Genomic DNA, 24,481 nt, shown 5'->3' with positions numbered 1-24,481 from the left:
ACGATGGCCACCTTGTCGTGCTCCGGTCGCCAGGCTGGCTGTGCCTGGCAGAGGGAAAAGTGGAAAATCGGGTCCGCCTCACCGATTGAACAGCCACACAATCCCCGACAGCACGAGGCTCACCAGGATCATGGTGGTGATGGGGAAGTAGAATGAGAAGTTCTCGCGGCGGATGACGATATCGCCGGGCAGGTGCCCGAGGGGCAGCTTGGAGAGCCAGGGCCAGAGCAGGCCGATGGCGACGATGGCGAGGCCGATGACGATCAAGGCGCGGGACATGGGCCGAATCCTCCTCAAACGGGCTCTTGCTGCTTCAAGGGACCGTATCGGTGACCGCCGGTTCGTGACAGCAGGGTCACGGTTAGGGCGGGAAGGAAGGTCACCGTCATGAAGGCGGTACCGAGCAGGCCGAACAGCACGATGGCGCCCACCCCGCGGTAGAGCTCGGTGCCTTCGCCGGGCAAAAAGACCAGCGGCGACAGCCCGCCGAGGGTGGTCAGGGTGGTCATGGCAATGGGGCGCAGGCGGCTGGCCACGGCGTCGCGCACGGCTTGGCGCACGTCGTCGGTGGCGTGACGCAGGTTCTCGCGGGCCTGGTGCACCACTAGGATGGGGTTGTTGACCACGGTGCCCATCAGGATCAGAAAGCCCAGCATGGTGATCATGTCGAAGGGCTGGTGGATCTCGGCGAGCCCCAGACGCGGTAGCCAGCCGCCCACCAGGTTCATCAGCGCAAGGCCGACGATGCCGCCGGCGGCGCCCAGGGGGATGGTGGCGAGGATCAGCAGCGGATAGCCCCAGTGGGCGAAGATCGCCACCAGCAGCAGATAGACGATGACCAGAGCAATCAGGCCATTGTCCGACAGCGAGTCGCGGGTGGCATCCAGTTGGTCGCCGGCGCCGGTGAGGCTGATATCGATGCTGCCGGGCAGCTCGCCTGCTTCGCGTAAGTGGCCGATCACCTCGCGGTTCACCCGCTCGATGCCCGCTTCCAGCGGCACGCCCTCCGGCGGAATGATGTCGAGGGTCACGCTGCGACGGCCATCCACGCGGCGCAGCATGGCGGTGGCCACCGTCTCGCGGATGTCCGCGAGCTGACCCAGCGGCAGCGTGACGCCGAGCGGTGTGTGCACCGGCAGGTCGGCGAGGTCGTCCAGGTCGGCGTTGTCGATGCCGGGTCCGTAGCCGTAGAGGTCGATCTTCTGGTCATCGAGATAGAAGTCGTCTAGGTAGGTGCCGTCGGTCAGGGCGGCCACGGTGGTGCCCAGGGCGTCGGCCTCCAGGCCCACCTCGGCGGCGCGCTCCCAGTCGGGATGCACCTCGATCAGGGGCTGGCCAAGCTCCAGCGCCGCGGGGCGCGACTGGATGCGCGGATTGTCGAAGACTTCCTGGGCCCGGGCGTAGAGGCGGTTGGCGGCGGCATAGAGCTCGGCGAGATTGTTGCCCGCGATGTCCAGGGTGATGCTGCGCGTGCCGGCGTCGTTGCTGGAGATGATCGAGCCGCGCGCGGCGAAGGCGCGCATGTCGGGATAGGCCTCGTAGCGTTCGGTCAAGGCGTCCATCAGCGCTTCGATATGGCCCGGGTCGCGGGTCTCGGCGATGATGCGCAGACCCTGCGCCTCGACCTGCATGCCCAGGGTGCGCATGGCGGGAATCTCGCTTCGGCCCTCGTCGAAGTCGCTGGGATCGGCGCCTACGTGGGGCAGCAGCTCGGCCTTAAGCTCTTCGGCGATGGCCGTCATGGTCGAGAGGTTGTAGCTCGCCGGGGCGTTCATGCTGGCGAAGGTCTTGGCCTCTTCGCCCTCCGGCAGGTAGGCCGCCGGGGGCGTCAGCCAGAGAAAGATCGCCAGCCCGCTCCCGATGGTCAGCACCATGGCCACACAGCGTCGCGCCGCGGAGGCGATCAGCACGTCGACCAGGCGTAGTGTGGCCCGCATCCAGCGTGGTGTTCGTCGCTCGTCGGAGGTGGTGCCGCCGTGGAAGTCGAGGTGGGCGCCTAGGGTGGGAATCACGGTGATGGCGACGACCAGCGAAGCGAGGATCGAGGTGGCGATGGCCACGGCGATATCGGAGTAGAGCTGGCCAGCCTCCTCCTCGATGAAGAAGATGGGCACGAAGACCAACACGGTGGTCAGGGTGGAGGCCAGCACGGCCGGCCACACCTGCTGCACGCCGGCCAGTGCAGCCTCGAAGCGTTGTAGGCCGCGACGCCGCTGGGTCTCGATGCTCTCCAGCACCACGATGGTGTTATCGATGGTCATGCCGATGGCGAAGGCGACCCCGGCCAGCGAGATGACGTTGAGGGTGCGTCCGGCCAGCAGCAGTCCCAGGAAGGCGGCGATGGTGCAGATGGGAATGCCGATGACGCCAGCCAGGGTGGCGCGCGGCGAGCGCAGGAAGGCGAACATCACCAGGGTGGCGAACAGCGCCCCCAGGCCAAGATTGGTCCAGACGTTGGCGATCGAAGCCTCGACATAGCGCGCGTCGTCGCTGGAGAGCGTCATGTGCAGGCCCTGCTCGGCGAACAGGCCGGCATTGAGCGAGGCGACCTCGGCCAGCATACGCCGCTTGATGTCGATGACATTGGAGCCGGGCTCGCGACGCACCTGGACGCTGAGTACGGGGTCGCCGTCGCCATTGAAAGAGCGCGAGGTCAGCTCGGCGTGGGAGAGACGCACTTCGGCGACGTCGGCGAGGCGAATCATCGCATCGCCGCGGCGCGCCAGGATCAGCGACTCGAGCTCGGCGATGTCCCGGAACCGCCCCACGGTGCGCAGCAGGTAGCGCCGCTTGCCGCTTTCCAGGTCGCCGCCGGAGACGTCCTGGTTGCGGGCCTGCAGGGCGCGACGAAGGTCGTCGATGCCCAGCGCGTGGTCGGCCAGGGCATCGGGGTTGATGAGCAGCTGCATCTGCCGCGCGGCGCCGCCCGACACGCTGACCTCCGAGACACCCTCCACGCTCTCCAGGCGGGGGCGCACATTGTCCTCCAGGTAATCCCGCAGCGCCGCCATGTCGAGATCACGCGGATTACCATCGCGGGGTGCCACGTTGAAGTACATGAAGGCGTTGGCCGAGAAGGAGGTCGCGACGATGCGTGGCTGGTCGACGTTGGCCGGATAGGAGGGGACCTGGCTCAGGGCATTGTTGACGCGAATTAGCGTCTCGGTGAGGTCAATGCCGTAGGGGAAATCGAGCTCGATCTCGGCCGCGCCGGTGGTGGCGGTGGACTCCATCCGTGCCAGGTTGGGCACGTTGCGCAGATACTCTTCCTGCTCGATGAGGATATCCTTCTCGATGTCCTGGGGGGTGGCGCCGGGCCAGCGCGTCTCGACGCCGATGGTGCGTACCTCCAGGTCGGGGATCATCTGCACCGGAATGCGCCAGATGGCAGCGAGGCCCAGCACCAGCAAGATCAGCGCCGCCACGCTGACCATCACGCCGTGACGAATAATGGCCGCAAACATGGCGAATCAGTGCTCCTTCACTCGTCATCCAGGATGAGCCGCTGGCCTTCCTCGAGCCGCTCGTTGCCTCTCACGATGACGCGCTCGCCGGCATCGATACCTTGTTCGATGGCGGTGTAACCGTCATGGCTGGGCCCGGTGACGACGCGGCGTTCGTCGCCGTGCCATTGGCCGTCTTCCTCGTGGGCCAGCCAGACGCTGACACTGCCGTCCGGGCGGCGAATGAGGGCGTCGCTTGGCACCACCGGCCCCCGTTCGTCCCTGAGCAGCAGTTGCCCCTGTACGGCCATGCCCGGTAGTAGAGCAGGGGAGGCGTCGAGCACGGCACGCAACAGGAACTGGCGCGAGCTCGTCTCCTCGAGGGGGACGTCGGCGATGGGGCGGGCGGCGAGCCACGTCTCGTCGCCCGGCAGGCGCACCTCGAGTTCGGCGTCGCCGAGGCGGTGATGTAGCGCCAAGGGCACGTTGAAATCCAGGGTTAGGCGCTCGAGGTCGACCAGCGTCAATAGCGGCGTGCCCGGCGTGGCCCACTCGCCGATTTCCACGTCGCGCCGGGTGAGCCGGCCGGCAAAGGGCGCACGCAGGTAGTGCCGTTCGAGGCGGGCGTCGAGCCGGTCGCGTTCGGCGTGGCGGCGCTCGAGAACGGCTTCGGCGATGGCCACATCGGTCTCGCGCTGGCTCAGCTCGCTGCTGGCGATGTTGCGGCCCTCGCCTAGGCGCATACCTTCCTGCAGTCGACGGCGGGCATTGTTCAGTGTCGCCTGCGCCTCGCTGACGTCCGCCTCGGCGCTTCGGACCTGCAGCGCGACCTCCTCGGCGTCGAGGGTCAGCAGCAGGTCGCCGACCTGTACGCGGTCGCCGAGCGAGACCGGCAGCTCGGTCACGCGCCCCTCCACATCGCTGGAGAGATGGGCGGTGCGTGGCGCCGTGACGCTGCCGTTGAGGTCGGTCGTTGTCACGACGGCGCGTTCCTCGACCCGGACGGTGGTGACGAGGGTGTCCTGCGCCAGCAGCGGGGAGGCGAATCCGAGCAGCAGGCTCAGGCTGAAAAGGCAACGCACGGATCGAGACGGGAGCACGGTTCTCCTTGTGAAAGGCGGCGAGACACTGTCGCCAACGGTCGACCTGCCGTCTGTTTCGGTCCAGTTGAGGACGGCGAGTTCCGTTAGCCATGACATTCGCCGATCAATCCTGGGCAATGCGCAGCTTCTGCAGCAAGCCCTGCAGCGGGTGGGGCAGGGCCTGGTCGGAGAACCGCCTGGCCTGGCTACGGCAGGAGTACCCGGTGGCCAGCAGGCGGCCGGCATTGGCCTCGTCCTCCACCAGTGGCTGCCAGGACTGGGCGTAGATGGTCCTCGAGGTCTCGCGGTTGCGCGCCTCGTGACCGTAAGTGCCGGACATGCCACAACAGCCGGTAGCCACCAGCTCGAGCTCGAGGCCGAAGGCGGCGAAGACTTGCTGCCAGGCCTTGGGGCTGCCCGGCGCATTGGTCTTCTCGGTGCAGTGGGAGAGCAGCCGGAAGCCGGGCTCCTCGGCGAGGTCAAGGCCGGCGGGCGCCACCCAGCGGCCGAGCGAGACCAGCCATTCCTGCAGCATCAGCACCTCGGGCACGGCGTCCGGGCCGAGTGCCTTCACGTACTCCTGGCGGTAGGCCAGGGTCATCGCCGGATCGATCCCCACCAGCGGCACGCCGAAGCGTGCCAGGGTGCGCAGACGCCGAGCCTGTTTGTCGGCGGTGCGTGCAAAGGCGCCGAGGAAGCCTTGGACATCCAGTGGCTTACCGTTGGGCGAGAAGGGTGCCACGAAGACTCGGATGTCCAGGCGCGAGAGCAGCTCGACGATATCCATTACCAGCCTCGACTCGAAGTAGCTGGAGAAGGCGTCCTGGACGAGGATGACGCTGCGCGCCTTCTGGGTCTCGGTGAGCAGGCCAAGTGCCGTAGGAGTGGCCTCCGCCACGCCCCACGCTTTAAGCTGCTTCTTGAGGCGGGCCCGAGAGAGCCGCGGGCTGTCGACCATGCCGATGGGGCCTGCCAGCAACCGGTTCACCAGGCGGTTGTCCAGGCCGGCGTTGTAGAGCGGTGCCACCGGGGCCAACCAGGGCACCAGGAACTCCAGGCCGCCGATCAGGTAGTCGCGGACCGGGCGCAGGTAGCGGCCGTGGTAGATCTCGAGAAAGCGCGAGCGGAACTCGGGCACGTTGACCTTTACCGGGCACTGGCCGGCGCAGGACTTGCACGCTAGACACCCCGCCATGGCGTCATAGACCTCATGGGAGAAGTCGGCCTCGCCGCGTCGCCGGGCCAGGGTGTTCTTCAGGCGCAGCGGGAAGTCCTTGACGAAGCCCCAGGTGCCCTCGGTCTGTTTCTTGCGTGATTCCTCGAGCACATCGGTGCCGGCATTGCCCTGCAGGCGCAGCCATTCGCGCATCAGGCTGGCACGGCCCTTGGGCGAGTGGATCCGCTCCCGGGTGGCCTTCCAGGAGGGGCACATGGCGTCATCGGGATCGTAGTTGTAGCAGGCGCCGTTGCCGTTGCAGTAGACGGCCGCACTGTGGGCCTGCCAGACCTTCTCGTCGATCTGGCGATCGAGCTGGCCGCGGGTGGTCACGCCGTCGATGGTCAAAAGCCCCGGATCGACCCATTTCACGAGTTGCTCGCCGTTCTCGTCGTCGTTCGCTGGCGTCTCGCTGTCGGCTGAGTGCACTTCATCTTGGGTGGGAGCCCTACCCGCGGCGTCGGGCGGGGTAAGGAGCGGCGTGGCGATCTTGCCCGGGTTGAGCTGGTTGTGGGGATCGAAGGCCGCCTTGACGCGCTGTAGGCTGGGATAGAGGGCTCCGAAGAAGGCCGGGGCGTACTCCGAGCGTACCCCCTTGCCATGCTCGCCCCACAAGAGGCCGCCGTACTTCCGCGTCAGCGCGGCCACCTCGTCGGAAACCTCGCGGATCAGCGCCTCCTGCTCGGGGTCCTTCATGTCGATGGCCGGGCGCACGTGGAGCACACCGGCATCCACGTGACCGAACATGCCGTACTCGAGCTCCCGGGCGTCGAGGGCGGCGCGGAAGTCGGCGATGTAGTCGGCCAGGTGCTCCGGGGGCACCGCCGTGTCCTCGACGAAGGGGATCGGCCGCTTCTCGCCCTGGGCATTGCCGAGCAGCCCCACGGCGCGCTTGCGCATGCCGTAGACCCGGGCGATCTGTTCACGGCCTTGGGCCAGCGTATAGCCGAGGCGCGGGACGCTTTCGTCCTGTTCCAAGTGACGGGTGAAGGCGGCGACCCGCTCGGCCAGGCAGGCCGGGTCGTCGTCGTTGAACTCGATCAGGTTGATACCCCGCACCGGCGTCTCGCTGGAAGCAGGAAAAAACTCGGCCACGCTGTCCCAGACGAAGTCCTCCATGGCCAGCAGCAGCACCTTGTCGTCCACCGTCTCGATGGAGGTGGGCAACGCGTTGGGCGCCTGCGGCTGGTCGTGTGAAGAACCGCTTGCCATCAGCGCCTTGGCGTCGCGCAGGGCGTCCATGAAGCCGGCGTAGCGCACGTTGACCAGGGTCGAGTGCTTGGGGATCGGCAGCACCTTGAGCACCGCCTCGTTGGTAAAGGCCAGCGATCCCTCCGCGCCACACAGTAGGCTGTTGAGATCGAGCCGGCCGTCGGCGGTGCGCAGGTGCGCGAGGTCGTAGCCGGTCAGGCAGCGGTTGAGCGGCGGGAAGGTGGCCGCGATCTGCTCGCGCTGGGTGTCGATGATTGCCCGGGCGGTGCGGTAGGCCGCGCCGATCCGATCCTGACGGGCACAGAGCGCTTCCAGCTCGTCGTCGGTCACCGGGCAGGAGACCAGATGATCGCCGCCCAGCAGCACGCTGTCGAGTTCGAGCACATGATCGCGGGTCTTGCCATACTCGCAGCTGCCCTGGCCACTGGCGTCGGTGGCGATCATGCCGCCGAGGGTGGCGCGGTTGGAGGTGGACAGATCCGGGGCGAAGAACAGCCCGTGGGGCCTGAGAGCGGCGTTGAGCTGGTCCTTGACCACCCCGGCCTGGACGCGCACCCGGCGGTTCTCGACGTCGATGTCGAGGATGGCGTTCATGTGCTTCGAGACATCCACCACCAGGCCATCGGTCAGCGACTGGCCGTTGGTGCCGGTGCCGCCGCCCCGGGGAGCGAGCACCACCTGGCGGTGGTCCTGGCGATCAGCGAGGCGGGCGATGCGCTCGAGGTCGGCGGCGTGGCGGGGGTAGAGCACCGCCTGGGGCAGGCGCTGGTAGATGGAGTTGTCGGTGGCCAGCACCGTGCGGTTGGCGTAGTCCGGGGCGATCTCACCCTCGAAGCCGGCATCCGCCAGGGCCTCGAGGAAGCGCAGGTAGTGGCTGTCGAGGCCCTCGGCGAGGCTCGTTGGGGCGGTGTCCAGTCGTGCGATCATGTGTCGTGTTCGGTCTTGGTCGCGGCCCGGGCGGGCAGGAAAAGGATGGCCTTACTCTACCGCGAGAGGCCGGTGGTGCGCATCCCGGCGCGTGGCGCCGCGACGGGCTTTTGCCTACAATGGGCGGTCTGATTTCTTGCCGCCGGCGGTGCCGGCCGAACCAGCTCATCACCTTTCACTTTTCTCCGACTGCAACGGACAGGATGCCATGCTCGATCCCAAACTGCTGCGCAGCGACCCAGGTGCGGTCGCCCAACGACTGGTCACGCGAGGCTTCAAGCTCGACATCGAGCATCTCGGGACGCTGGAGTCCCGGCGGCGTGAGCTGCAGGCCGAGACCGAACGTCTGCAGAACGAGCGCAACACCCGTTCGAAGGCGATCGGCAAGGCCAAGGCGGCAGGCGAGGATATCCAGCCGCTGCTCGACGAGGTGAGCGACCTGGGCGAGCGTCTGGATGCCGCCAAGGCGCAGCTGGCCGAGGTGCAAGGTGAGTGGGACGAGATCGCCAGCGGGATTCCCAACCTGCCCCACGAGAGTGTGCCCGAGGGGGAGAGCGAGGCGGACAACGTCGAGTTGCACCGCTGGGGTGCGCCGCGAGCGTTCGATTTCGAGGTCCGCGACCATGTCGACCTGGGCGCCCTGAAGGGGGATCTCGACTTCGAACTGGCCGCCAAGCTCACCGGCTCGCGCTTTGCGGTAATGCGCGGGCCTATCGCTCGGCTGCATCGGGCCCTTACGCAGTTCATGCTTGACACCCAGACCCTCGAGCATGGCTACCAGGAATGCTACGTTCCCTACATGGTCAATGAGGCGTCCCTCTACGGCACCGGCCAGCTGCCCAAGTTCGGCGAGGACCTGTTCCGCCTCGACGACGAACGGGGGTTCCATCTGATTCCCACCGCCGAGGTGCCGCTGACCAACTTCGTCCGGGACGAGATCCTCGAGCACCGGGCGTTGCCGGTGAAGCTTACCGCCCATACCCCGTGTTTCCGCAGTGAGGCCGGCTCCCACGGCCGCGACACCCGCGGTATGATCCGCCAGCACCAGTTCGACAAGGTCGAGATGGTGCAACTGGTCGATCCGGCTACCAGTTACGAGGCCCTGGAGGAGATGCGTGGCCACGCCGAGGCGATCCTCCAGGCGCTGGCGCTGCCGTATCGCGTGGTTACCCTGTGTGCGGGCGACATGGGCTTCGGCGCGGCCAAAACCTATGACCTGGAGGTCTGGCTGCCGAGCCAGGCGACCTATCGGGAGATCTCCTCGGTTTCCAACTGCGAGGATTTCCAGGCGCGTCGGATGCAAGCCCGTTTCCGCCATCCGGACCAGAAGAAGCCGCAACTGCTGCATACTCTCAATGGCTCCGGCCTGGCGGTGGGCCGCTGCCTGATCGCGGTGATGGAGAACCACCAGAACGCCGACGGTTCGATCAGCGTACCCGAGGCGTTGCGCCCTTATATGGGCGGGATCGAGACGATCAATCTGTAAGCGCCTAGCGCCCAGCGCCCAGCAGGATAATGCCTACCATCACGTGAGCAGCAAAGAGAAACCCCACTCAGGGCACGGCCCGGGTGGGGTTTCGCAGTTTCTCGTGCTGAGTTCTGTTTCTGATAGCTCCTCAACACCGCCGCCCGTCAATGAGCAGCTCGGCGCTCGGCGCTCGGCGCTCGGCGCTGGGCGCTGGGCGCTACTGCGCGATCTCCCAACTGACGTTGACCCCCGCCTCCAGGGTGATGGTGCCTGGCCGATACTCGGCCTGTGGCGTGCTTTCGCGAGCGTCGGCGCTCATGGCCATCATGCGGGGCTGGTAGACGGGCGATTGGGTCTCGCTGACGCCAAGGACCTCACCCAGCGTGATCCCCAGGGTGGTGGCCATCAGCTTGGCCTTGTGCTGTGCCTTCTGCAGCGCCTGGGTCAGGGCCCGGTCGGTGGCCGCGTCGCGGTCGGCCAGGTCATAGGTGACACCGTCCAAGGCATTGACGCCGGCATCGGTCAGGGCGTCGAGGACCGTGGGCAGGGTGTCGAGTTCGGCGAGTTCGATCTCGAAGGGGCGCTCCAGGCGGGTACGTGAAAGCGTCATGGCCTTGCCCTCCGGCCGGGGCGGCTCGTGCAGCGTCTCGGGCTGCACCCTCAAAGAACCGGCCTGGATGGCGTCCCGATGCACGCCCGCGGCCTCCAGCGTCTCGATCAGGGTGGCCGCTCGGGCTTCCAGGCGCTCTCGGGCCTCGCGCAGGGCGTCCGGGTCGGTGGTATCGTCCTTACGGGCGACAGCCGGGGTGTGCTCCCAGAGCCGTGCACTCAGGGTCGCCTGGTCAGGCACCACCTCCAGTTCAGCGCGCGCCTGCACCTCTAGGCGCCGTGGGCTGTCGGTGGTCCCGGCCTGGGCGGTGATGCTCCCCAGGGCCGTCACGGCGAGCAGGGCGGCCAGCAGGGCCGGACGTGGGCGAAGGAATAACATGGCACTCTCCTTGTAGCATCGGATGGCTTGTGTCGGACTCGACGGAGTCTTGGAAAGGCATCATCGCCCTGGGTTCCCGACGCGATGGCGGCCGTTGGCGGGTGCGTTGTACCCGACCCCCTCAGGCGGCATCATGAGCATTCCATCCCATCCGGAGAGCCTGGGCCATGCCCCTTCCCGAGGACGAAAGCCAGAGCATTCCCCTCAACCTGGTCCTGGCGCTGGCGTCGCTGGTGATCATCATCGCCGGCATGCGGGCCGGCTCCAGCCTGCTGGTGCCCTTGCTGCTGTCACTGTTCATCGCCGTGGTCTGTACGGCTCCCGTGCAGTGGCTGGAGCGCCTGGGAGTGAGCCCTCGCCTGGCGGTCTGGCTGACCCTGGTGGTGATCGGGGGCATGCTGGCCTTGCTGGGGCTGCTGCTGGTGAACAGCTTCGACACCTTTGTGGATTCTCTGCCGGGGATCGAGCAGAAGCTCTATCAATACTACCTGGGCATCCTCGACCGGTTGGCGAGCCTGGGGCTGGCCATCGATACCGATCGACTGGCCAATATGCTCGACGCCGAACAACTCGGCAACTGGGTCCCGGCGCTGATCGGTGAGGTGGGCAATCTGCTCATGCAGAGCATCGTGGTGGCCCTGTTGGTGATGTTTCTGCTCTTCGAGACGCTCAACTTCCGCGACAAGCTCTCCCGCGCCCTGGCCAATCCGGCACCCAGCCTGCGTCGTGTCAGCGAATTCAGCGTGACGCTGAAGCGTTACCTGGCGGTCAAGACCCTAATCAGCCTGGCTACCGGCGCCCTGATCTGGGTCGCCTGCAAGCTGGTGGGCGTGGAGTTTCCCCTGCTCTGGGCCGTGCTGGCCTTCGCCCTCAACTTCATCCCCAACATCGGCTCGGCAATCGCCGCGGTGCCGCCGGTTCTACTGCTGCTGGTCTCCCCCGATGGCGGGATCTTACAGGCCTTCCTGCTGGCGGCGGCGTATCTGGGAGTCAACTTCGTGCTCGGCAACCTCGTCGAGCCTCGGGTCATGGGGCAGGCGCTGGGGCTCTCCACCTTCATTGCCTTCCTCTCGCTGGTGGTCTGGGGCTGGATCCTCGGCGCGGTCGGGATGCTGCTGTCGGTGGTACTGACCATGACGCTCAAGATCGCCCTGGACAGCCACCCCCAGACCCGCTGGCTGGCACACCTGCTAGGACCGGGCAATGGCACACCGGTGGAGCAGGCCGACCGGCCGCCTTCCAGACGTGACGGTGAGGAGGACGAGTGAGTTTGGGGACCTGAAACGCCATCGCCCCGGGAGGGCCCGGGGCGATGGGTAGCGGGATAGCGTGGGTGCCGTTCAGGTGTTCTGTTCGATGAACTGGGTCAGCTGGGACTTGGACTGAGCACCGACCAGTGAGGCGACCTTGGCACCGGACTTGAACAGCATCACGGTGGGTACGCCGCGCACCCCCTGTTCGGCGGCGATCTCCGGGGCATCGTCTACGTTGATGCTGACGACCTTGAGGTTGCCGTTGCGCTCCTCGGCGACCTCGTCGACCACCGGCGCCATGACCTTGCAGGGGCCGCACCACGGGGCCCAGAACTTGAGCAGGACCGGCGTGTCGGCCTTGAGGACTTCCTGCTCGAAGTTGGCATTGGTGACATCGACGTTGTTGGCCATGTGAATCTCCAGTTACGTTGCGCTGCATCGAGCGGATGGGGTGGCATGCCACGCATGCCCGGTCGGTCGATGTTAGCGGTCGTCCGGGGTGCTGGCAAATCTCCGAGCCTCACGGTCAGGGTTATCGAAGATAGCTTCCATCGCTCGGGGCTGATCTGGCGACAAGCCTATGAGGAGGCGCTGTAAACCCCTCCCTGGGCGCTACCGACGCCATCCCTGGCGTAGGACCTCCTCTTCGGCTTGCCCCAGCGCCCTTCGCTTTGCGTAACTGCGATAGCCCTGGCCCCACGGTGGCCTGTTGCTGGCCTGGTGCCGCCGGCTTGTCATGTTATGCTATATGGTAATCATATTTCATTTTCTTATTGCATCAGGCTCTTTGCAGGGGCGAGCAACCAGGGGGAGGCGGCGGCCATGAAGCTTCAGCAGCTGAGATATATCTGGGAAGTCTCGCGCCACAATCTCAACGTCTCGGCGACGGCCCAAAGTCTTTACACCTCGCAGCCCGGTATCTCCAAGCAGATCCGCCTGCTAGAGGATGAGCTCGGCGTGGAAATCTTCGCCCGCAGCGGCAAGCACCTGACCCGGGTTACGCCGGCGGGACAGGCCATCATCGAGCTCGCCGGCCAGGTGCTGCGGCTGACCGAGAACATCAAGCATGTGGCTCAGGAGCATAGTGACGAGCGGCGTGGCAGCCTCTCCATCGCCACGACCCATACCCAGGCCCGCTATGCGTTGCCGCCGGTGATCCAGGCGTTCACGCGCAAGTATCCGGACGTATCGCTGCACATGCAGCAGGGCACCCCCCGACAGATCGCCCAGATGGTCAGTGACGGCCAGGCCGATTTCGCCATCGCCACCGAGTCCCTGGAGCTGTTCAATGATCTGGTGTTATTGCCCTGCTATCGCTGGAACCGCTGCGTGCTGGTGCCCCAGGGCCATCCTCTGGCCGAGGGGGGGGCGCTCACGCTGGAGGCCCTGGCGACCTACCCCCTGGTGACCTATGTGTTCGGCTTCACCGGTCGTTCACAACTCGACGATGCCTTCCGAGCCAAGGGGCTCTCGCCCAACGTGGTGCTGACCGCGGCCGATGCCGACGTGATCAAGACCTATGTCCGGTTGGGCATGGGGGTAGGCATCGTCGCCCACATGGCCGTCGACCCCGAGAATGACACCGATCTGGTCGCCCTGGACGCCGGTCACCTCTTCGCAAGTTCCACCACCAAGATCGGCATCCGGCGGGGCACCTTCATGCGTGGCTACATGTACGACTTCCTGCAGGGCTTCGCCGGGCACCTGGAGCGCGAGCTGGTGGACGCCGCCCTCACGGCCGGCCCCCGGCACGAGCAGACGCTGTTCGACGCCATCGAGCTGCCGGTGCGCTGATACCGCCCACCCCGGAGCATGACGAGGGTGGACGCGGTTCAGTGCTGCAGGTGCAGGCCGCACTCGCGCTTGGCTTCCACCTTGGTGGGGTCGAAGTAGTCGAACTCGTTGGGCAGGTCGTGGGCCTTCAGATACTGGTACATGTCGCGGGCGCTCCAGTGCAGCAGAGGGGCGATCTTGAGCAGACCATCCGCGTTGCGGGTGACCGGCGCCATGCGGGCCCGCTCCGGGGTGTCCTCGGCGCGCAGCGCGGTGAACCAGACGTCCGGTGCCATCTCCCGAAGGGCCCGGGCGAATGGCTCGAGCTTCACCTCCTCGGTGAAGGCCGCGTGGCGCGGGTCGTCGACGTCCGGTGCCGGCCCCTCCAGGGCTTCGCGATGGGCCCGGGAGCGCTTCGGCAGGTAAGTGATCAGATTGAGGTCGAGCCGCTTCACCAGGGCGTCGGCGAACCGGTAGGTGGCCTCGGTGTTGTAGCCATTGTCCAGCCAGACGATCGGGATGTCGGGGCGCTGGCGGGTCACCATGTGCAGAATCACCGCCTCGAAGGGGCGAAAGTTGGTGGTGCAGATCGGGCGACTGCCCTGTTCCAGCGCCCAGCGGATCAGGGCCTCGGGGTCGTTACCGAGGTCGCGGTTGATGGTGTCGAGTTGCAGCTCCATGGGAAGCTCCCGGCAGTGGATGTTCTCTGTCGGGCTACCCTAGCAGAGCCGGCACGGGCGGCCCCAATACCGATTTATTGGATATTTATGCACTTGAGAATTAAAAAACCTTCTTACTTATTCCATTGAGGCCTTTCATGCTTCGTCGGCCAGGGCCGCCATCAGGTGGTGGATCTTGGCCAGGGTCTCGTCGTACTCGGCTTCGCCACAGGAGTCGGCCACCAGGCCGCCGCCGCCCCACAGGTGCAGCCGCCCCCGGTCGGCCAGGACGGTACGGATGGCGATGGAGGTATCCATGTGGCCGCGCACGTCCACGTAGCCCAGGCTGCCGCAGTAGGCGCTGCGGCCCGTGGGTTCCAGCTCGTCGATGATCTGCATGGCCCGTACCTTGGGAGCGCCGGTGATGGAGCCCCCCGGGAAGGCCGCGGCCAGCAGGTCCAGTGGTCGACGCCCCTCGGCCAACTCGCCGGTCACCACGCTGACCAGGTGATGGACGTTGGCATAGCTCTCCAGCCCGCACAGCTGCGGTACCCGCACGCTGCCGGGCCGGCAGACCCGTCCCAGGTCGTTGCGCAGCAGGTCGACGATCATCACGTTCTCGGCGCGATCCTTGGGGCTGGCCTTGAGCTCGTCGGCGAGGTGACGATCCTCCTGCGGGGTGACACCCCGGGGCCGGGTGCCCTTGATCGGGCGCGTCTCGACCCGGCCATCGCGGCAGCGGATGAAGCGCTCTGGCGAGAGCGAGAGAATCGCCTGCTCGTCCCACGCCAGGTAGCCGGCGAAGGGAGTCGGGGTGGCGCGGCGTAGCCGCCGGTAGGCGGCCCAGAGATCACCGCGGAAGGGGGCGCTGAAGCGCTGAGCCAGGTTGATCTGGTAGCAGTCCCCGGCTTGGATGTAACGCTGCACCGCGTCGAAACGAGCCAGATAGGTGTCCCGTGACATGGCCGGCTGGAAGGGGGCGGCCAGCTGGAAGTCTTTCGCTTCTTCCTGACACGTTTCTTCTCCGGGAACCAACGCCAGCCAGTCGTTGACACGGCTGCGCCGCGCCGGCGTGGCCACCAGCCAGCTCTCCCGGCGCTCGTGATCCTGAATCAGGGCCCAATCGTAGAGGCCCACTCGGCTCAGGCCCAATGTGGTGGGCGGGGAGGAGCGTCCGGACAACGGTTCCAGGCACTGCGCCAGGTCGTAGCTCCAGTAGCCGATCAGTCCGCCGAGGAAGGGCAGGTCGCTCTCCGGTATCTCCATCGACAGCCGGTCGAGCAGGGCCTGCTGGGCAGCGAAGGGAGAGGACTTAACCATCTCGCCCTGGAGGCGGCCCGCGGCGTCGATCGACAACGTGCTCAGGGGGTCACTTGACAGGATGTCGTAGCGGCCACCCCGGGTGTCGGGGCGGCCGCTGTCCAGCAGCACGGCACCGGGCCGGTGACGCAGACGGGCGAAGTAGGCCAGGGGATCCGGTCGGTAGGGGAACGGAGTGATTTCGAGGCGTGCAGTCATCGGGGAGCCTTTCCAGAACAGGCGCCATATTCTAGGCAGTCGCCCGGGGTTTGTCGTCGTCACCGTCCGGTATTGCGCCTGACGTGAGCCGGTAGTGTATCGCTTGGATGTGGCCTCTCGTCGGAGAATCCAGCGCCGTTGTCTACAACCAAAGGTGAACACCATCCCATTCGAGGGGATATTGACCCCGAAAGAGCCAGTGGCTACAGTCTCTTCATCACTTGATTGTCGACAATTGCCATGAACCCAGTCCCCACCGAACAGGCCAGTAACCCCGAGATCCGCACCCTTGCCGAGCGGGTCTTTCAGCAGTTGCAGGACGCCATCGTGCGCGGCGAGCTGGCGCCGGGAAGCAAGATCACCGAACCGGGGCTCTCGCGCACCTACGGTATCTCCCGTGGTCCCCTGCGCGAGGCGATGCGCCGCCTCGAGGCCCACCGCCTGATCGAGCGGGTGCCCCATGTCGGGGCGCGGGTGGTCAAGCTGTCGATGCAGGAGCTGCTCGAGCTGTTCGACGTTCGTGAGGCCCTGGAGAGCATGGCCGCGCGCCTCGCCGCCGAGCACATGACGGCCGAGGAGATTGTCGGGCTGCGCGAGGTACTGGCGGTGCACGAGCGCCAGGCTGACCTGCGCCGTGGCGAGGCCTACTATCAGCGCGAAGGGGATCTGGATTTCCACTTCCGCATCGTCCAGGGCAGCCACAACAAGATGCTGATGACGATGCTCTGCGACGACCTCTACTACCTGGTGCGACTCTATCGCACCCAGTTCAGTGCCAGCGGCACGCGTCCCCAGCGGGCCTTCGTCGAGCACCACCGCATCGTCGATGCCATCGAAGCCGGCGATGCCGAGCTCGCCGAACTGCTGATGCGGCGCCACGTGAGCGCCTCGCGGGCCAATGTTGTCGACCGTTATGCCGCCACGCTCAAGCAGGATGCCGCGGCGATCCCCTGAGACCGTCTCGGATAACCGGATACCATGAGGAGATCCAACATGACCCAGCAGACCCCCGGTGCTCGTTTTCGCGCCGCCCTCGAGGCCAGCCGGCCGCTGCCCATCGTCGGCACCATCAACGCTTATACCGCCATGATGGCCGAGCGGGTCGGCCATCAGGCCATCTATCTCTCCGGCGGGGGCGTAGCGAACGCCTCCTTCGGTCTGCCCGACCTGGGCATTACCACCATGAACGACGTGGTCGAGGATGCCCACCGTATCTGCGGTGCCACCGAGCGCCCGCTGCTGGTGGATATCGATACCGGCTGGGGTGGGGCTTTCAACATCGCCCGTACCGTCAAGGAGATGCAGCGGGCTGGTGTGGCCGCCGTGCACCTGGAGGATCAGGTGGCCCAGAAGCGCTGCGGCCACCGTCCCAACAAGGCGATCGTCTCTCAGCAGGAGATGGTCGACCGCGTCAAGGCCGCCGCCGATGCGCGTCTCGATCCAGACTTCTACCTGATCGCGCGGACCGACGCCTTCCAGAAGGAGGGGCTGGATGCCGCCATCGAGCGCGCCAATGCCTGCATCGCGGCCGGCGCCGATGCCATCTTCGCCGAGGCGGTGCACACCCTGGACGACTACCGAGCCTTCTGCGAGCGCGTCGATGCTCCGATCCTGGCCAATATCACCGAGTTCGGCGCCACGCCGCTGTTCACCCAGCAGGAACTGGGTGAGGTGGGGTGCCGCATGGTGCTCTATCCGCTATCGGCATTTCGCGCCATGAACGCGGCGGCGCTCAAGGTCTACCAGAGCATCCATGACAAGGGGCATCAGCGCGACGTGGTCGACCTGATGCAGACCCGTGACGAGCTCTACGATTTTCTCAACTACCACGACTTCGAGCGTAAGCTCGACGCCCTCTTCGCCGAGCAGGGCGGCGAGGCCTGATCGTCGATCGACACCGATACAGATACCGACAACAACGACACGCCAGACAAGGAGACACGACATGGCAGATAAACCCGTCAGTAGTACCGGCCTGCGTGGCCAGAGTGCCGGCTCCACGGCCTTGTGTACCGTCGGCCAGTCCGGCTCCGGCCTGACCTATCGAGGCTACGACATCGAGGAACTGGCCGAGAAGGCCCGGTTCGAGGAAGTGGCCTACCTGCTGCTCAAGGGCAAGCTGCCCAATCGGGCCGAGCTCGACGCCTATGTCACCAAGCTCAAGGGGCTTCGCGGCCTGCCCCAGGCACTGAAGACCGTGTTGGAGCAGATCCCGGCCAGTGCCCACCCCATGGACGTGATGCGCACCGGCGCTTCCATGCTCGGCAACCTGGAGACCGAGGAGAACTTCGATCAGCAGCAGGACGTTTCCGATCGACTGCTGGCCGTGCTGCCGTCGATCATCTGCTACTGGTACCGCTTCTCCCATGACGGCGTGCGCATCGAGACCGAGACCGACGACGAGTCGGTGGGAGCGCACTTCCTGCACCTGCTGCGCGACGCGGCGCCCAGCGAGTTGCATGCCCGGGTGATGAATGTCTCGCTGATCCTCTACGCCGAGCACGAGTTCAACGCCTCGACCTTCACCGCTCGCGTGTGTGCCTCCACGCTTTCCGACATGCACTCCTGCGTGACCGGCGCCATCGGCTCCCTGCGTGGCCCGCTGCACGGCGGTGCTAACGAGGCGGCCATGGCGATGATCGAGAACTGGCAATCGCCGGACGAGGCCGAGCGCGAGATTCTGGGCAAGCTCGAGCGCAAGGAGAAGATCATGGGCTTCGGGCACGCCATCTACCGCGAGTCCGACCCGCGCAATGCCATCATCAAGCACTGGTCGAAGCGACTCGCCGAGGACGTCGGTGACAGCGTGCTCTACCCGGTTTCCGAGCGCGTCGAGGCGGTCATGTGGCGTGAGAAGAAGCTGTTCTGCAACGCCGACTTTTTCCACGCCAGCGCCTACCACTTCATGGACATTCCCACCAAGCTGTTCACGCCGATCTTCGTCTGTTCGCGCGTCACCGGCTGGTGTGCCCATGTCTTCGAACAGCGCGAGAACAACCGCATCATCCGCCCGAGCGCCGACTATGTGGGTCCTGAAAAGAGCGCATGGGTACCGATCGAAGAGCGTGACTGAGGCCTGAGCGCTCTCCTCGAGGCGGCCCCGGTGGGCCGCCTTTTTCCGACACCACGCGAAGACCACTCGATGCCATGAATACCGACTACCGCAAACCGCTTCCCGGCACCACGCTGGACTACTTCGACGTGCGTGCCGCCGTCGAGGATATCCAGCCCGGGGCCTACGAGACCCTGCCCTACACCTCACGGGTGCTGGCCGAGCAGCTGGTACGCCGTTGCGAGCCGGCGCTGCTCACCGAGTCGCTCAAGCAGCTCATCGAGCGCCGCCGCGATCTAGACTTCCCCTGGTATCCGGCCCGGGTGGTCTGCCACGATATCCTCGGGCAGACTGCGCTGGTTGATCTGGCCGGCCTGCGTGACGCCATCGCCGAGAAGGGCGGGGATCCGGCCAAGGTCAATCCGGTGGTGCCGACCCAGCTGATCGTCGATCATTCCCTGGCCGTGGAGCACGCCGGCTTCGAGAAGGATGCCTTCGAGAAGAATCGCGAGATCGAGAACCGCCGCAACGACGACCGCTTTCACTTCATCAACTGGACCAAGACCGCGTTCGAGAACGTCGACGTGATCCCGCCGGGCAACGGCATCATGCACCAGATCAACCTGGAGAAGATGTCGCCAGTCGTGCAGAAGCGCGACGGCGTGGCCTTCCCGGACACCTGCGTGGGTACCGACAGCCACACTCCCATGGTCGACGCCCTGGGCGTGATTTCCGTCGGCGTGGGTGGCCTAGAGGCCGAGAGCGTGATGTTGGGCCGCGCCTCGATGATGCGTCTGCCCGATATCATCGGCGTGGAGCTGACCGGCCAGCTACAGCCGGGGATCACCAGCACGGACATGGTGCTGGCCCTGACCGAGTTCCTGCGCAAGGAGCGGGTCGTCGGTGCCTACCTGGAATTCTACGGTGAAGGCGCGGATAGCCTGACCGTCGGGGACCGGGCCACCATCTCCAACATGACGCCGGAGTACGGGGCCACCGCGGCGATGTTCTACATCGACGACCAGACCATCGACTATCTCAAGCTGACCGGCCGTGAGGACGAGCAGGTCGCCTTGGTGGAGACATACGCCAAGCACACCGGGCTGTGGTCGGACGCCCTGAAGAGCGCCGAGTACGAGCGGGTGTTGAAGTTCGACTTGTCCCAGGTCACCCGGACCCTGGCGGGCCCGTCCAACCCCCACGCGCATCTGCCCACCTCGGAGCTGGCCAAGCGCGGCATCGCCGGCGAGTGGGAAGAGGAAGCCGACAAGATGCCGGATGGCGCGGTGATCATCGCCGCCATCACCAGCTGCACCAATACCTCGAACCCCCGCAACATGGTGGCGGCGGGCCTGATCGCCCGTAATGCCAACCGGCTGGGCCTGATCCGCAAGCCCTGGGTCAAGACCTCCCTGGCACCGGGCTCCAAGACGGTCAAGATGTACCTCGAGGAGGCCGGCCTGCTGCCCGAGCTGGAAGAGCTCGGCTTCGGCGTGGTGGCCTATGCCTGCACCACCTGCAACGGCATGTCCGGCGCGCTGGACCCGACGATCCAGCGCGAAATCATCGACCGAGACCTCTACGCCACGGCGGTACTGTCCGGCAACCGTAACTTCGATGGCCGGATCCACCCTTACGCCAAGCAGGCGTTTTTGGCCTCGCCGCCGCTGGTGGTGGCCTATGCCATCGCGGGCACCATCCGTTTCGATATCGAGAAGGATGTGCTGGGCTACGATCAGCAGGATAAGCCGATCACCCTGAAGGACATCTGGCCCGCCGATGAAGAGATCGATGCCATCGTCAGGCAGAGCGTGAAGCCGCAGCAGTTCCGCGACACCTACATCCCGATGTTCGATATCAATAGGGGGCCACAGGCACAGGTTAACCCCCTGTACGAGTGGCGGCCCCAGAGCACCTACATTCGTCGCCCGCCCTACTGGGAAGGGGCGCTGGCCGGTGAGAAGACCCTCAAGGGCATGCGTCCGCTGGCCGTGCTGCCGGACAACATCACCACCGATCATCTGTCGCCGTCCAATGCCATCCTGATGGACAGCGCCGCCGGTGAATATCTGCACAAGATGGGCCTGCCGGAAGAGGACTTCAACTCCTACGCGACCCATCGGGGCGACCATCTGACCGCCCAGCGCGCCACCTTCGCCAACCCGAAACTCTTCAACGAGATGGTCCGGGATGAGAGCGGTAACGTGAAACAGGGGTCGCTGGCGCGCATCGAGCCGGAAGGCCAGGTGACCCGCATGTGGGAAGCCATCGAGACCTACATGGCGCGCAAGCAGCCGTTGATCGTCATCGCCGGTGCCGACTATGGTCAGGGATCCTCCCGTGACTGGGCGGCCAAGGGCGTGGCGCTGGCCGGTGTGGAGGCCATCGTGGCGGAAGGCTTCGAGCGCATCCACCGCACCAACCTGGTCGGTATGGGCGTCATGCCCCTGCAGTTCGAGGAAGGGACGACCCGCAAGACGCTGGCCATCGACGGCACCGAGACCTTCGATGTGGAAGGGACCGCGGCGCCGCGGTCGGAGCTGACACTGGTCATCCACCGCAAGAATGGCAGCACCGAGCGCGTACCGGTGATCTGTCGCCTGGATACCGCCGAGGAGGTCTCCATCTACTCCGCCGGCGGCGTGCTGCAGCGCTTCGCTCAGGACTTCCTCGAGTCCGAGGCCAAGGCGGTCGGCTGAATGTAGAAGCGCACCTTCGCTGCGCGATTGCCCGGCGAAGTCGGACGCTTACCTTACTCGATGACTGGTTGCCGCGCCTCCGAGCGCGGCAGCTTTCGATCCGGAGTCGTTTTCCATGGCACAAGTCCCTCAGATCAAGATCCCCGCGACCTACATGCGGGGCGGTACCAGCAAGGGCGTTTTCTTTCGCCTGCAGGATCTGCCCGAGGCGGCGCGCCGGCCCGGCCAGGCGCGTGATCGGCTGCTGATGCGGGTGATCGGCAGTCCCGACCCCTACCAGAAGCAGATCGACGGCATGGGCGGGGCGACATCGAGCACCAGCAAGACCGTCATCCTCTCGAAAAGCGAGCGTCCCAACCACGATGTCGACTATCTTTTCGGCCAGGTGTCCATCGACAAGCCCTTCGTCGACTGGAGCGGCAACTGCGGCAATCTCTCTGCCGCGGTGGGGCCCTTCGCTATCAGCAACGGCCTGGTGGATCCGGCGCGGATCCCCGAGAACGGCGTGGCGGTGGTGCGTATCTGGCAGGCCAACATCGGCAAGACCATCGTCGCCCGGGTGCCCATCACCAACGGCGAAGTGCAGGAGACCGGCGATTTCGAACTCGATGGCGTCACCTTCCCGGCGGCCGAAGTGCCGGTGGAATTCATGGACCCCGCCGATGGTGAGGGGGCGATGTTCCCCACCGGCCAGGTGGTCGATGACCTGGAGGTGCCGGGCATCGGTACGCTCAAGGCGACCCTGATCAACGCCGGCATCCCCACCATCTTCGTCAATGCCGCCGATATTGGCTACACGGGGACTGAACTGCAGGAGGCGATCAACGGCGATGCCCAAGCTCTCGAGAGGTTCGAGACCCTTCGCGCCCATGGAGCGGTGCGCATGGGACTGTTCGGCGATGTCAGCGAGGCGGCTAGCCGTCAGCACACGCCCAAGGTGGCCTTCGTCGCGCCGCCCACTGGCTACCTTGCCTCCAGCGGCAGAGAGGTGGCGGCTGAGGAGGTCGACCTGCTGGTGCGGGCGCTTTCCATGGGTAAGTTGCACCATGCCATGATGGGCACAGCCGCCGTGGCCATCGGTGCTGCAGCGGCCGTTCCCGGTACCCTGGTGAACCTGGCCGCCGGGGGAGGGGATCGGACGTCGGTCTGTTTCGGCCATCCCTCCGGTACCCTGCGGGTGGGCGCCGAGGCCACGCAGGTGAACAGCGAGTGGACCGCGACCAAGGCGATCATGAGCCGCAGCGCGCGTGTGTTGATGGAGGGCCTCGTGCGCGTGCCGGCCGACAGCCTCTGAGGGCCCGGAACCGTTTTTCGCCCCGGCTGCCTCTGGGTAGGCGTTGTCACCTATAGTGAGAGTGCCCGGAATCCCTCCCGACCCGCATTGCACGAGAGGAGCAGACGCCATGAGCACCACGGTTGAAGCCAATGTCCGTCCTGACTACGACGTCGAACTGCAGAAGATCGCCGACTACGTTCTTGACTATCGGATAGAGAGCACCGAGGCACTGGAGACCGCCCGCTACTGCCTGATGGATACCCTAGGCTGCGGCTTACTGGCGTTGCGTTTCCCCGAGTGCACCAAGCACCTGGGCCCCTTGGTGGAGGGCACGATGGTACCCCATGGCGCCCGGGTGCCCGGAACCGCCTTCCGGCTGGATCCGGTCAAGGCAGCCTGGGACATCGGCTGTATCGTCCGCTGGCTGGATTACAACGACACCTGGCTGGCCGCCGAATGGGGCCATCCCTCCGACAATCTGGGGGGCATCCTGGCGGTGGCCGATCACCTCTCCCAGAAGCACCTCGCCGAGGGCGAGGCACCGCTGACCATGCGCCAGGTCCTCGAGGCCATGGTCATGGCGCACGAGATTCAGGGTGTGCTGGCGCTGGACAACTCCTTCAACCGGGTTGGCCTCGACCACGTGGTACTGGTCAAAGTGGCTTCCACCGCGGTGGTGGCCAAGCTGATGGGCGCCGACCGGGAGCAGCTGCTTGCCGCGCTGTCCCATGCCTGGGTCGATGGCCAGAGCCTGCGCACCTACCGTCACGCGCCTAATGCCGGCTCGCGCAAGAGCTGGGCGGCAGGAGATGCGACCTCGCGGGGGGTGCGGCTGGCCGATATCGCCCTGCGCGGCGAGATGGGCATTCCCGGTGTGCTCAGTGCTCCCCAATGGGGTTTCTACGATGTGCTGTTCAGCCACACCAACCGGGACCTGGCCACCAAGCCGGAACAGGAGCGCCGCTTCTCTTTCCAACGAGACTTCGGCACCTACGTGATGGAGAACATCCTATTCAAGCTCTCCTTCCCGGCCGAGTTTCATGCCCAGACCGCCTGCGAGGCCGCCGTCACCCTGCACCCACAGGTCAAAGAGCGCCTGGACGAGATCGATCGCATCGTGCTGACGACCCATGACTCGGCGATCCGCATCATCTCCAAGTCGGGCAAGCTGGCGAATCCGGCCGACCGCGACCACTGCCTGCAATACATGACCGCCGTGCCGCTGGCCTTCGGACACCTGGTGGCCGAACACTACGAGGACGAATTCCACGAGGCCCACCCGATCATCGATGAGCTGCGCGGGAAGATGGAGGTGGTCGAGGACGAGCGCTACTCCCGTGATTACTACGACCCCGAGCGTCGCTCCATCGCCAATGCCATCCAGGTCTTCTTTCAGGACGGCAGTGCCACCGAGAAAGTCGAGGTCGAGTATCCGATCGGTCATCGCCGTCGCCGTGCCGAGGGCATCCCGGTGCTGGAGGAGAAGTTTCGGAGCAATCTGGCCACGCGCTTCCCGGCAGGACGCTGCGAGCGGATTCTCGAGTTTTGTCGAGACCAGGCGGTCTTGGAAAGCACGGCGGTTCACCGGTTCGTCGAGCTCTTCATGATCTGAGCCGCGCTGTCATGCCGGCAACCCGCACCGAGGGCGCGCGGCGGTGGGCTGTCCTCGGTCGGTCCATGTCGTCTCGAGGGAAGAGCATGACTGCTCTGCTGACATTCGTTATGGCATCCTTTGAGCGGCTGGACTATATTTTTTGTATCAAGGGTTGCGTTTGACATCGAGAGAACATAAAGTACGCATCCGCTGCCGGCGACGGGCTACGTTGCAGGCGGTGATGAGTGGCAGAAGGGCTTGTTCTGCTTGAGGTTTTTCGAAACGCTACGGAAGGTCTCGGTTGACAAGCGCGCCGGATTC

Annotated in this window: 17 protein-coding genes; 9 read left to right on the top strand and 8 right to left on the bottom strand. The window is 65.8% G+C overall.

Translation table 11 applies throughout. The features are described 5' to 3' along the window. Positions 1-78: 78 nt before the first annotated feature. The 4 genes from FHR94_RS10160 to FHR94_RS10145 form a co-directional block, all read right to left on the bottom strand. A complete protein-coding gene (locus tag FHR94_RS10160) occupies positions 79-279 on the bottom strand; it encodes a DUF2905 domain-containing protein (RefSeq protein ID WP_183325605.1) in 201 nt (66 codons plus the stop codon). A gap of 14 nt (positions 280-293) precedes the next feature. Next, entirely contained in the window at positions 294-3,464 is a 3,171-nt protein-coding gene (locus FHR94_RS10155; protein ID WP_183325604.1) for an efflux RND transporter permease subunit, read from the bottom strand. Between the two features lie 17 nt (positions 3,465-3,481). Further along, entirely contained in the window at positions 3,482-4,543 is a 1,062-nt protein-coding gene (locus FHR94_RS10150) for an efflux RND transporter periplasmic adaptor subunit (RefSeq protein ID WP_343064661.1), read from the bottom strand. 106 nt (positions 4,544-4,649) lie between these two features. Then, the gene (locus FHR94_RS10145; RefSeq protein WP_183325602.1) at positions 4,650-7,880 is read right to left on the bottom strand and encodes an FAD-binding and (Fe-S)-binding domain-containing protein; all 3,231 of its coding nucleotides are present in this window, start codon (positions 7,878-7,880) and stop codon (positions 4,650-4,652) included. Positions 7,881-8,088: 208 nt separating this feature from the next. Here FHR94_RS10145 and serS point away from each other — a divergent pair, with 208 nt between their 5' ends. Beyond that, the gene (gene serS / locus FHR94_RS10140) at positions 8,089-9,366 is read left to right on the top strand and encodes a serine--tRNA ligase (RefSeq protein ID WP_183325601.1); all 1,278 of its coding nucleotides are present in this window, start codon (positions 8,089-8,091) and stop codon (positions 9,364-9,366) included. Between the two features lie 199 nt (positions 9,367-9,565). Here the strand turns inward: serS and FHR94_RS10135 are convergent, their stop codons facing one another. After that, positions 9,566-10,336: an SIMPL domain-containing protein gene (locus FHR94_RS10135; RefSeq protein ID WP_183325600.1), complete on the bottom strand. Its 771-nt coding sequence runs from the start codon at positions 10,334-10,336 to the stop codon at positions 9,566-9,568. A 167-nt stretch (positions 10,337-10,503) separates the two neighbouring features. Here FHR94_RS10135 and FHR94_RS10130 point away from each other — a divergent pair, with 167 nt between their 5' ends. Next, on the top strand, positions 10,504-11,604 hold the full coding sequence (locus tag FHR94_RS10130) for an AI-2E family transporter (RefSeq protein ID WP_183325599.1): 1,101 nt from the start codon (positions 10,504-10,506) through the stop codon (positions 11,602-11,604). A gap of 72 nt (positions 11,605-11,676) precedes the next feature. Here FHR94_RS10130 and trxA read toward each other — a convergent pair whose 3' ends face one another. Beyond that, a complete protein-coding gene (gene trxA, locus FHR94_RS10125; RefSeq protein ID WP_183325598.1) occupies positions 11,677-12,000 on the bottom strand; it encodes a thioredoxin in 324 nt (107 codons plus the stop codon). 411 nt (positions 12,001-12,411) lie between these two features. On the opposite strand from trxA, the gene cysB reads away from it, so the two are divergent. Continuing rightward, positions 12,412-13,383, top strand: coding sequence for an HTH-type transcriptional regulator CysB (gene cysB / locus FHR94_RS10120; protein WP_183325597.1), 972 nt, complete (start codon positions 12,412-12,414; stop codon positions 13,381-13,383). A 38-nt stretch (positions 13,384-13,421) separates the two neighbouring features. On the opposite strand, the gene FHR94_RS10115 is transcribed toward cysB, so the two are convergent. Together FHR94_RS10115 and pabB are read right to left on the bottom strand one after the other, a co-directional pair. Continuing rightward, entirely contained in the window at positions 13,422-14,042 is a 621-nt protein-coding gene (locus tag FHR94_RS10115; protein WP_183325596.1) for a phosphoadenosine phosphosulfate reductase domain-containing protein, read from the bottom strand. 135 nt (positions 14,043-14,177) lie between these two features. Further along, on the bottom strand, positions 14,178-15,539 hold the full coding sequence (pabB, locus tag FHR94_RS10110) for an aminodeoxychorismate synthase component I (RefSeq protein WP_183325595.1): 1,362 nt from the start codon (positions 15,537-15,539) through the stop codon (positions 14,178-14,180). A 240-nt stretch (positions 15,540-15,779) separates the two neighbouring features. On the opposite strand from pabB, the gene FHR94_RS10105 reads away from it, so the two are divergent. From FHR94_RS10105 to prpD, 6 genes are all read left to right on the top strand, one after another. Beyond that, positions 15,780-16,493 carry a GntR family transcriptional regulator gene (locus tag FHR94_RS10105; protein ID WP_183325594.1) on the top strand — a complete coding sequence of 238 codons (714 nt, stop codon included), beginning with the start codon at positions 15,780-15,782 and terminating at the stop codon, positions 16,491-16,493. Between the two features lie 39 nt (positions 16,494-16,532). After that, a complete protein-coding gene (prpB, locus tag FHR94_RS10100) occupies positions 16,533-17,423 on the top strand; it encodes a methylisocitrate lyase (RefSeq protein ID WP_183325593.1) in 891 nt (296 codons plus the stop codon). A gap of 61 nt (positions 17,424-17,484) precedes the next feature. Beyond that, the gene (gene prpC, locus FHR94_RS10095) at positions 17,485-18,612 is read left to right on the top strand and encodes a bifunctional 2-methylcitrate synthase/citrate synthase (RefSeq protein ID WP_183325592.1); all 1,128 of its coding nucleotides are present in this window, start codon (positions 17,485-17,487) and stop codon (positions 18,610-18,612) included. 74 nt (positions 18,613-18,686) lie between these two features. Beyond that, a complete protein-coding gene (gene acnD / locus FHR94_RS10090) occupies positions 18,687-21,290 on the top strand; it encodes a Fe/S-dependent 2-methylisocitrate dehydratase AcnD (protein ID WP_183325591.1) in 2,604 nt (867 codons plus the stop codon). 115 nt (positions 21,291-21,405) lie between these two features. Further along, on the top strand, positions 21,406-22,584 hold the full coding sequence (prpF, locus tag FHR94_RS10085) for a 2-methylaconitate cis-trans isomerase PrpF (protein ID WP_183325590.1): 1,179 nt from the start codon (positions 21,406-21,408) through the stop codon (positions 22,582-22,584). A gap of 109 nt (positions 22,585-22,693) precedes the next feature. Further along, positions 22,694-24,178 carry a 2-methylcitrate dehydratase gene (prpD, locus tag FHR94_RS10080; RefSeq protein WP_183325589.1) on the top strand — a complete coding sequence of 495 codons (1,485 nt, stop codon included), beginning with the start codon at positions 22,694-22,696 and terminating at the stop codon, positions 24,176-24,178. The last annotated feature ends 303 nt before the right edge of the window (positions 24,179-24,481 follow it).

Source organism: Halomonas cerina, from assembly GCF_014192215.1.
In the GTDB taxonomy this organism is placed as follows: domain Bacteria; phylum Pseudomonadota; class Gammaproteobacteria; order Pseudomonadales; family Halomonadaceae; genus Halomonas; species Halomonas cerina.
The sequence above is the reverse complement of the archived record's forward strand: the minus strand, read 5'-3'. Positions and strand labels throughout refer to the sequence as shown.

Excerpts from the sequence above, each read along its gene's own strand:
- serS (WP_183325601.1), top strand. The coding sequence starts at position 8,089 with ATGCTCGATCCCAAACTGCTGCGCAGCGACCCAGGTGCGGTCGCCCAA.
- trxA (WP_183325598.1), bottom strand. The coding sequence starts at position 12,000 with ATGGCCAACAACGTCGATGTCACCAATGCCAACTTCGAGCAGGAAGTC.
- acnD (WP_183325591.1), top strand. The coding sequence starts at position 18,687 with ATGAATACCGACTACCGCAAACCGCTTCCCGGCACCACGCTGGACTAC.
- FHR94_RS10160 (WP_183325605.1), bottom strand. The coding sequence starts at position 279 with ATGTCCCGCGCCTTGATCGTCATCGGCCTCGCCATCGTCGCCATCGGC.
- prpF (WP_183325590.1), top strand. The coding sequence starts at position 21,406 with ATGGCACAAGTCCCTCAGATCAAGATCCCCGCGACCTACATGCGGGGC.
- cysB (WP_183325597.1), top strand. The coding sequence starts at position 12,412 with ATGAAGCTTCAGCAGCTGAGATATATCTGGGAAGTCTCGCGCCACAAT.
- FHR94_RS10145 (WP_183325602.1), bottom strand. The coding sequence starts at position 7,880 with ATGATCGCACGACTGGACACCGCCCCAACGAGCCTCGCCGAGGGCCTC.
- FHR94_RS10115 (WP_183325596.1), bottom strand. The coding sequence starts at position 14,042 with ATGGAGCTGCAACTCGACACCATCAACCGCGACCTCGGTAACGACCCC.
- prpB (WP_183325593.1), top strand. The coding sequence starts at position 16,533 with ATGACCCAGCAGACCCCCGGTGCTCGTTTTCGCGCCGCCCTCGAGGCC.
- prpD (WP_183325589.1), top strand. The coding sequence starts at position 22,694 with ATGAGCACCACGGTTGAAGCCAATGTCCGTCCTGACTACGACGTCGAA.
- FHR94_RS10135 (WP_183325600.1), bottom strand. The coding sequence starts at position 10,336 with ATGTTATTCCTTCGCCCACGTCCGGCCCTGCTGGCCGCCCTGCTCGCC.
- prpC (WP_183325592.1), top strand. The coding sequence starts at position 17,485 with ATGGCAGATAAACCCGTCAGTAGTACCGGCCTGCGTGGCCAGAGTGCC.
- FHR94_RS10155 (WP_183325604.1), bottom strand. The coding sequence starts at position 3,464 with ATGTTTGCGGCCATTATTCGTCACGGCGTGATGGTCAGCGTGGCGGCG.
- FHR94_RS10130 (WP_183325599.1), top strand. The coding sequence starts at position 10,504 with ATGCCCCTTCCCGAGGACGAAAGCCAGAGCATTCCCCTCAACCTGGTC.
- pabB (WP_183325595.1), bottom strand. The coding sequence starts at position 15,539 with ATGACTGCACGCCTCGAAATCACTCCGTTCCCCTACCGACCGGATCCC.
- FHR94_RS10105 (WP_183325594.1), top strand. The coding sequence starts at position 15,780 with ATGAACCCAGTCCCCACCGAACAGGCCAGTAACCCCGAGATCCGCACC.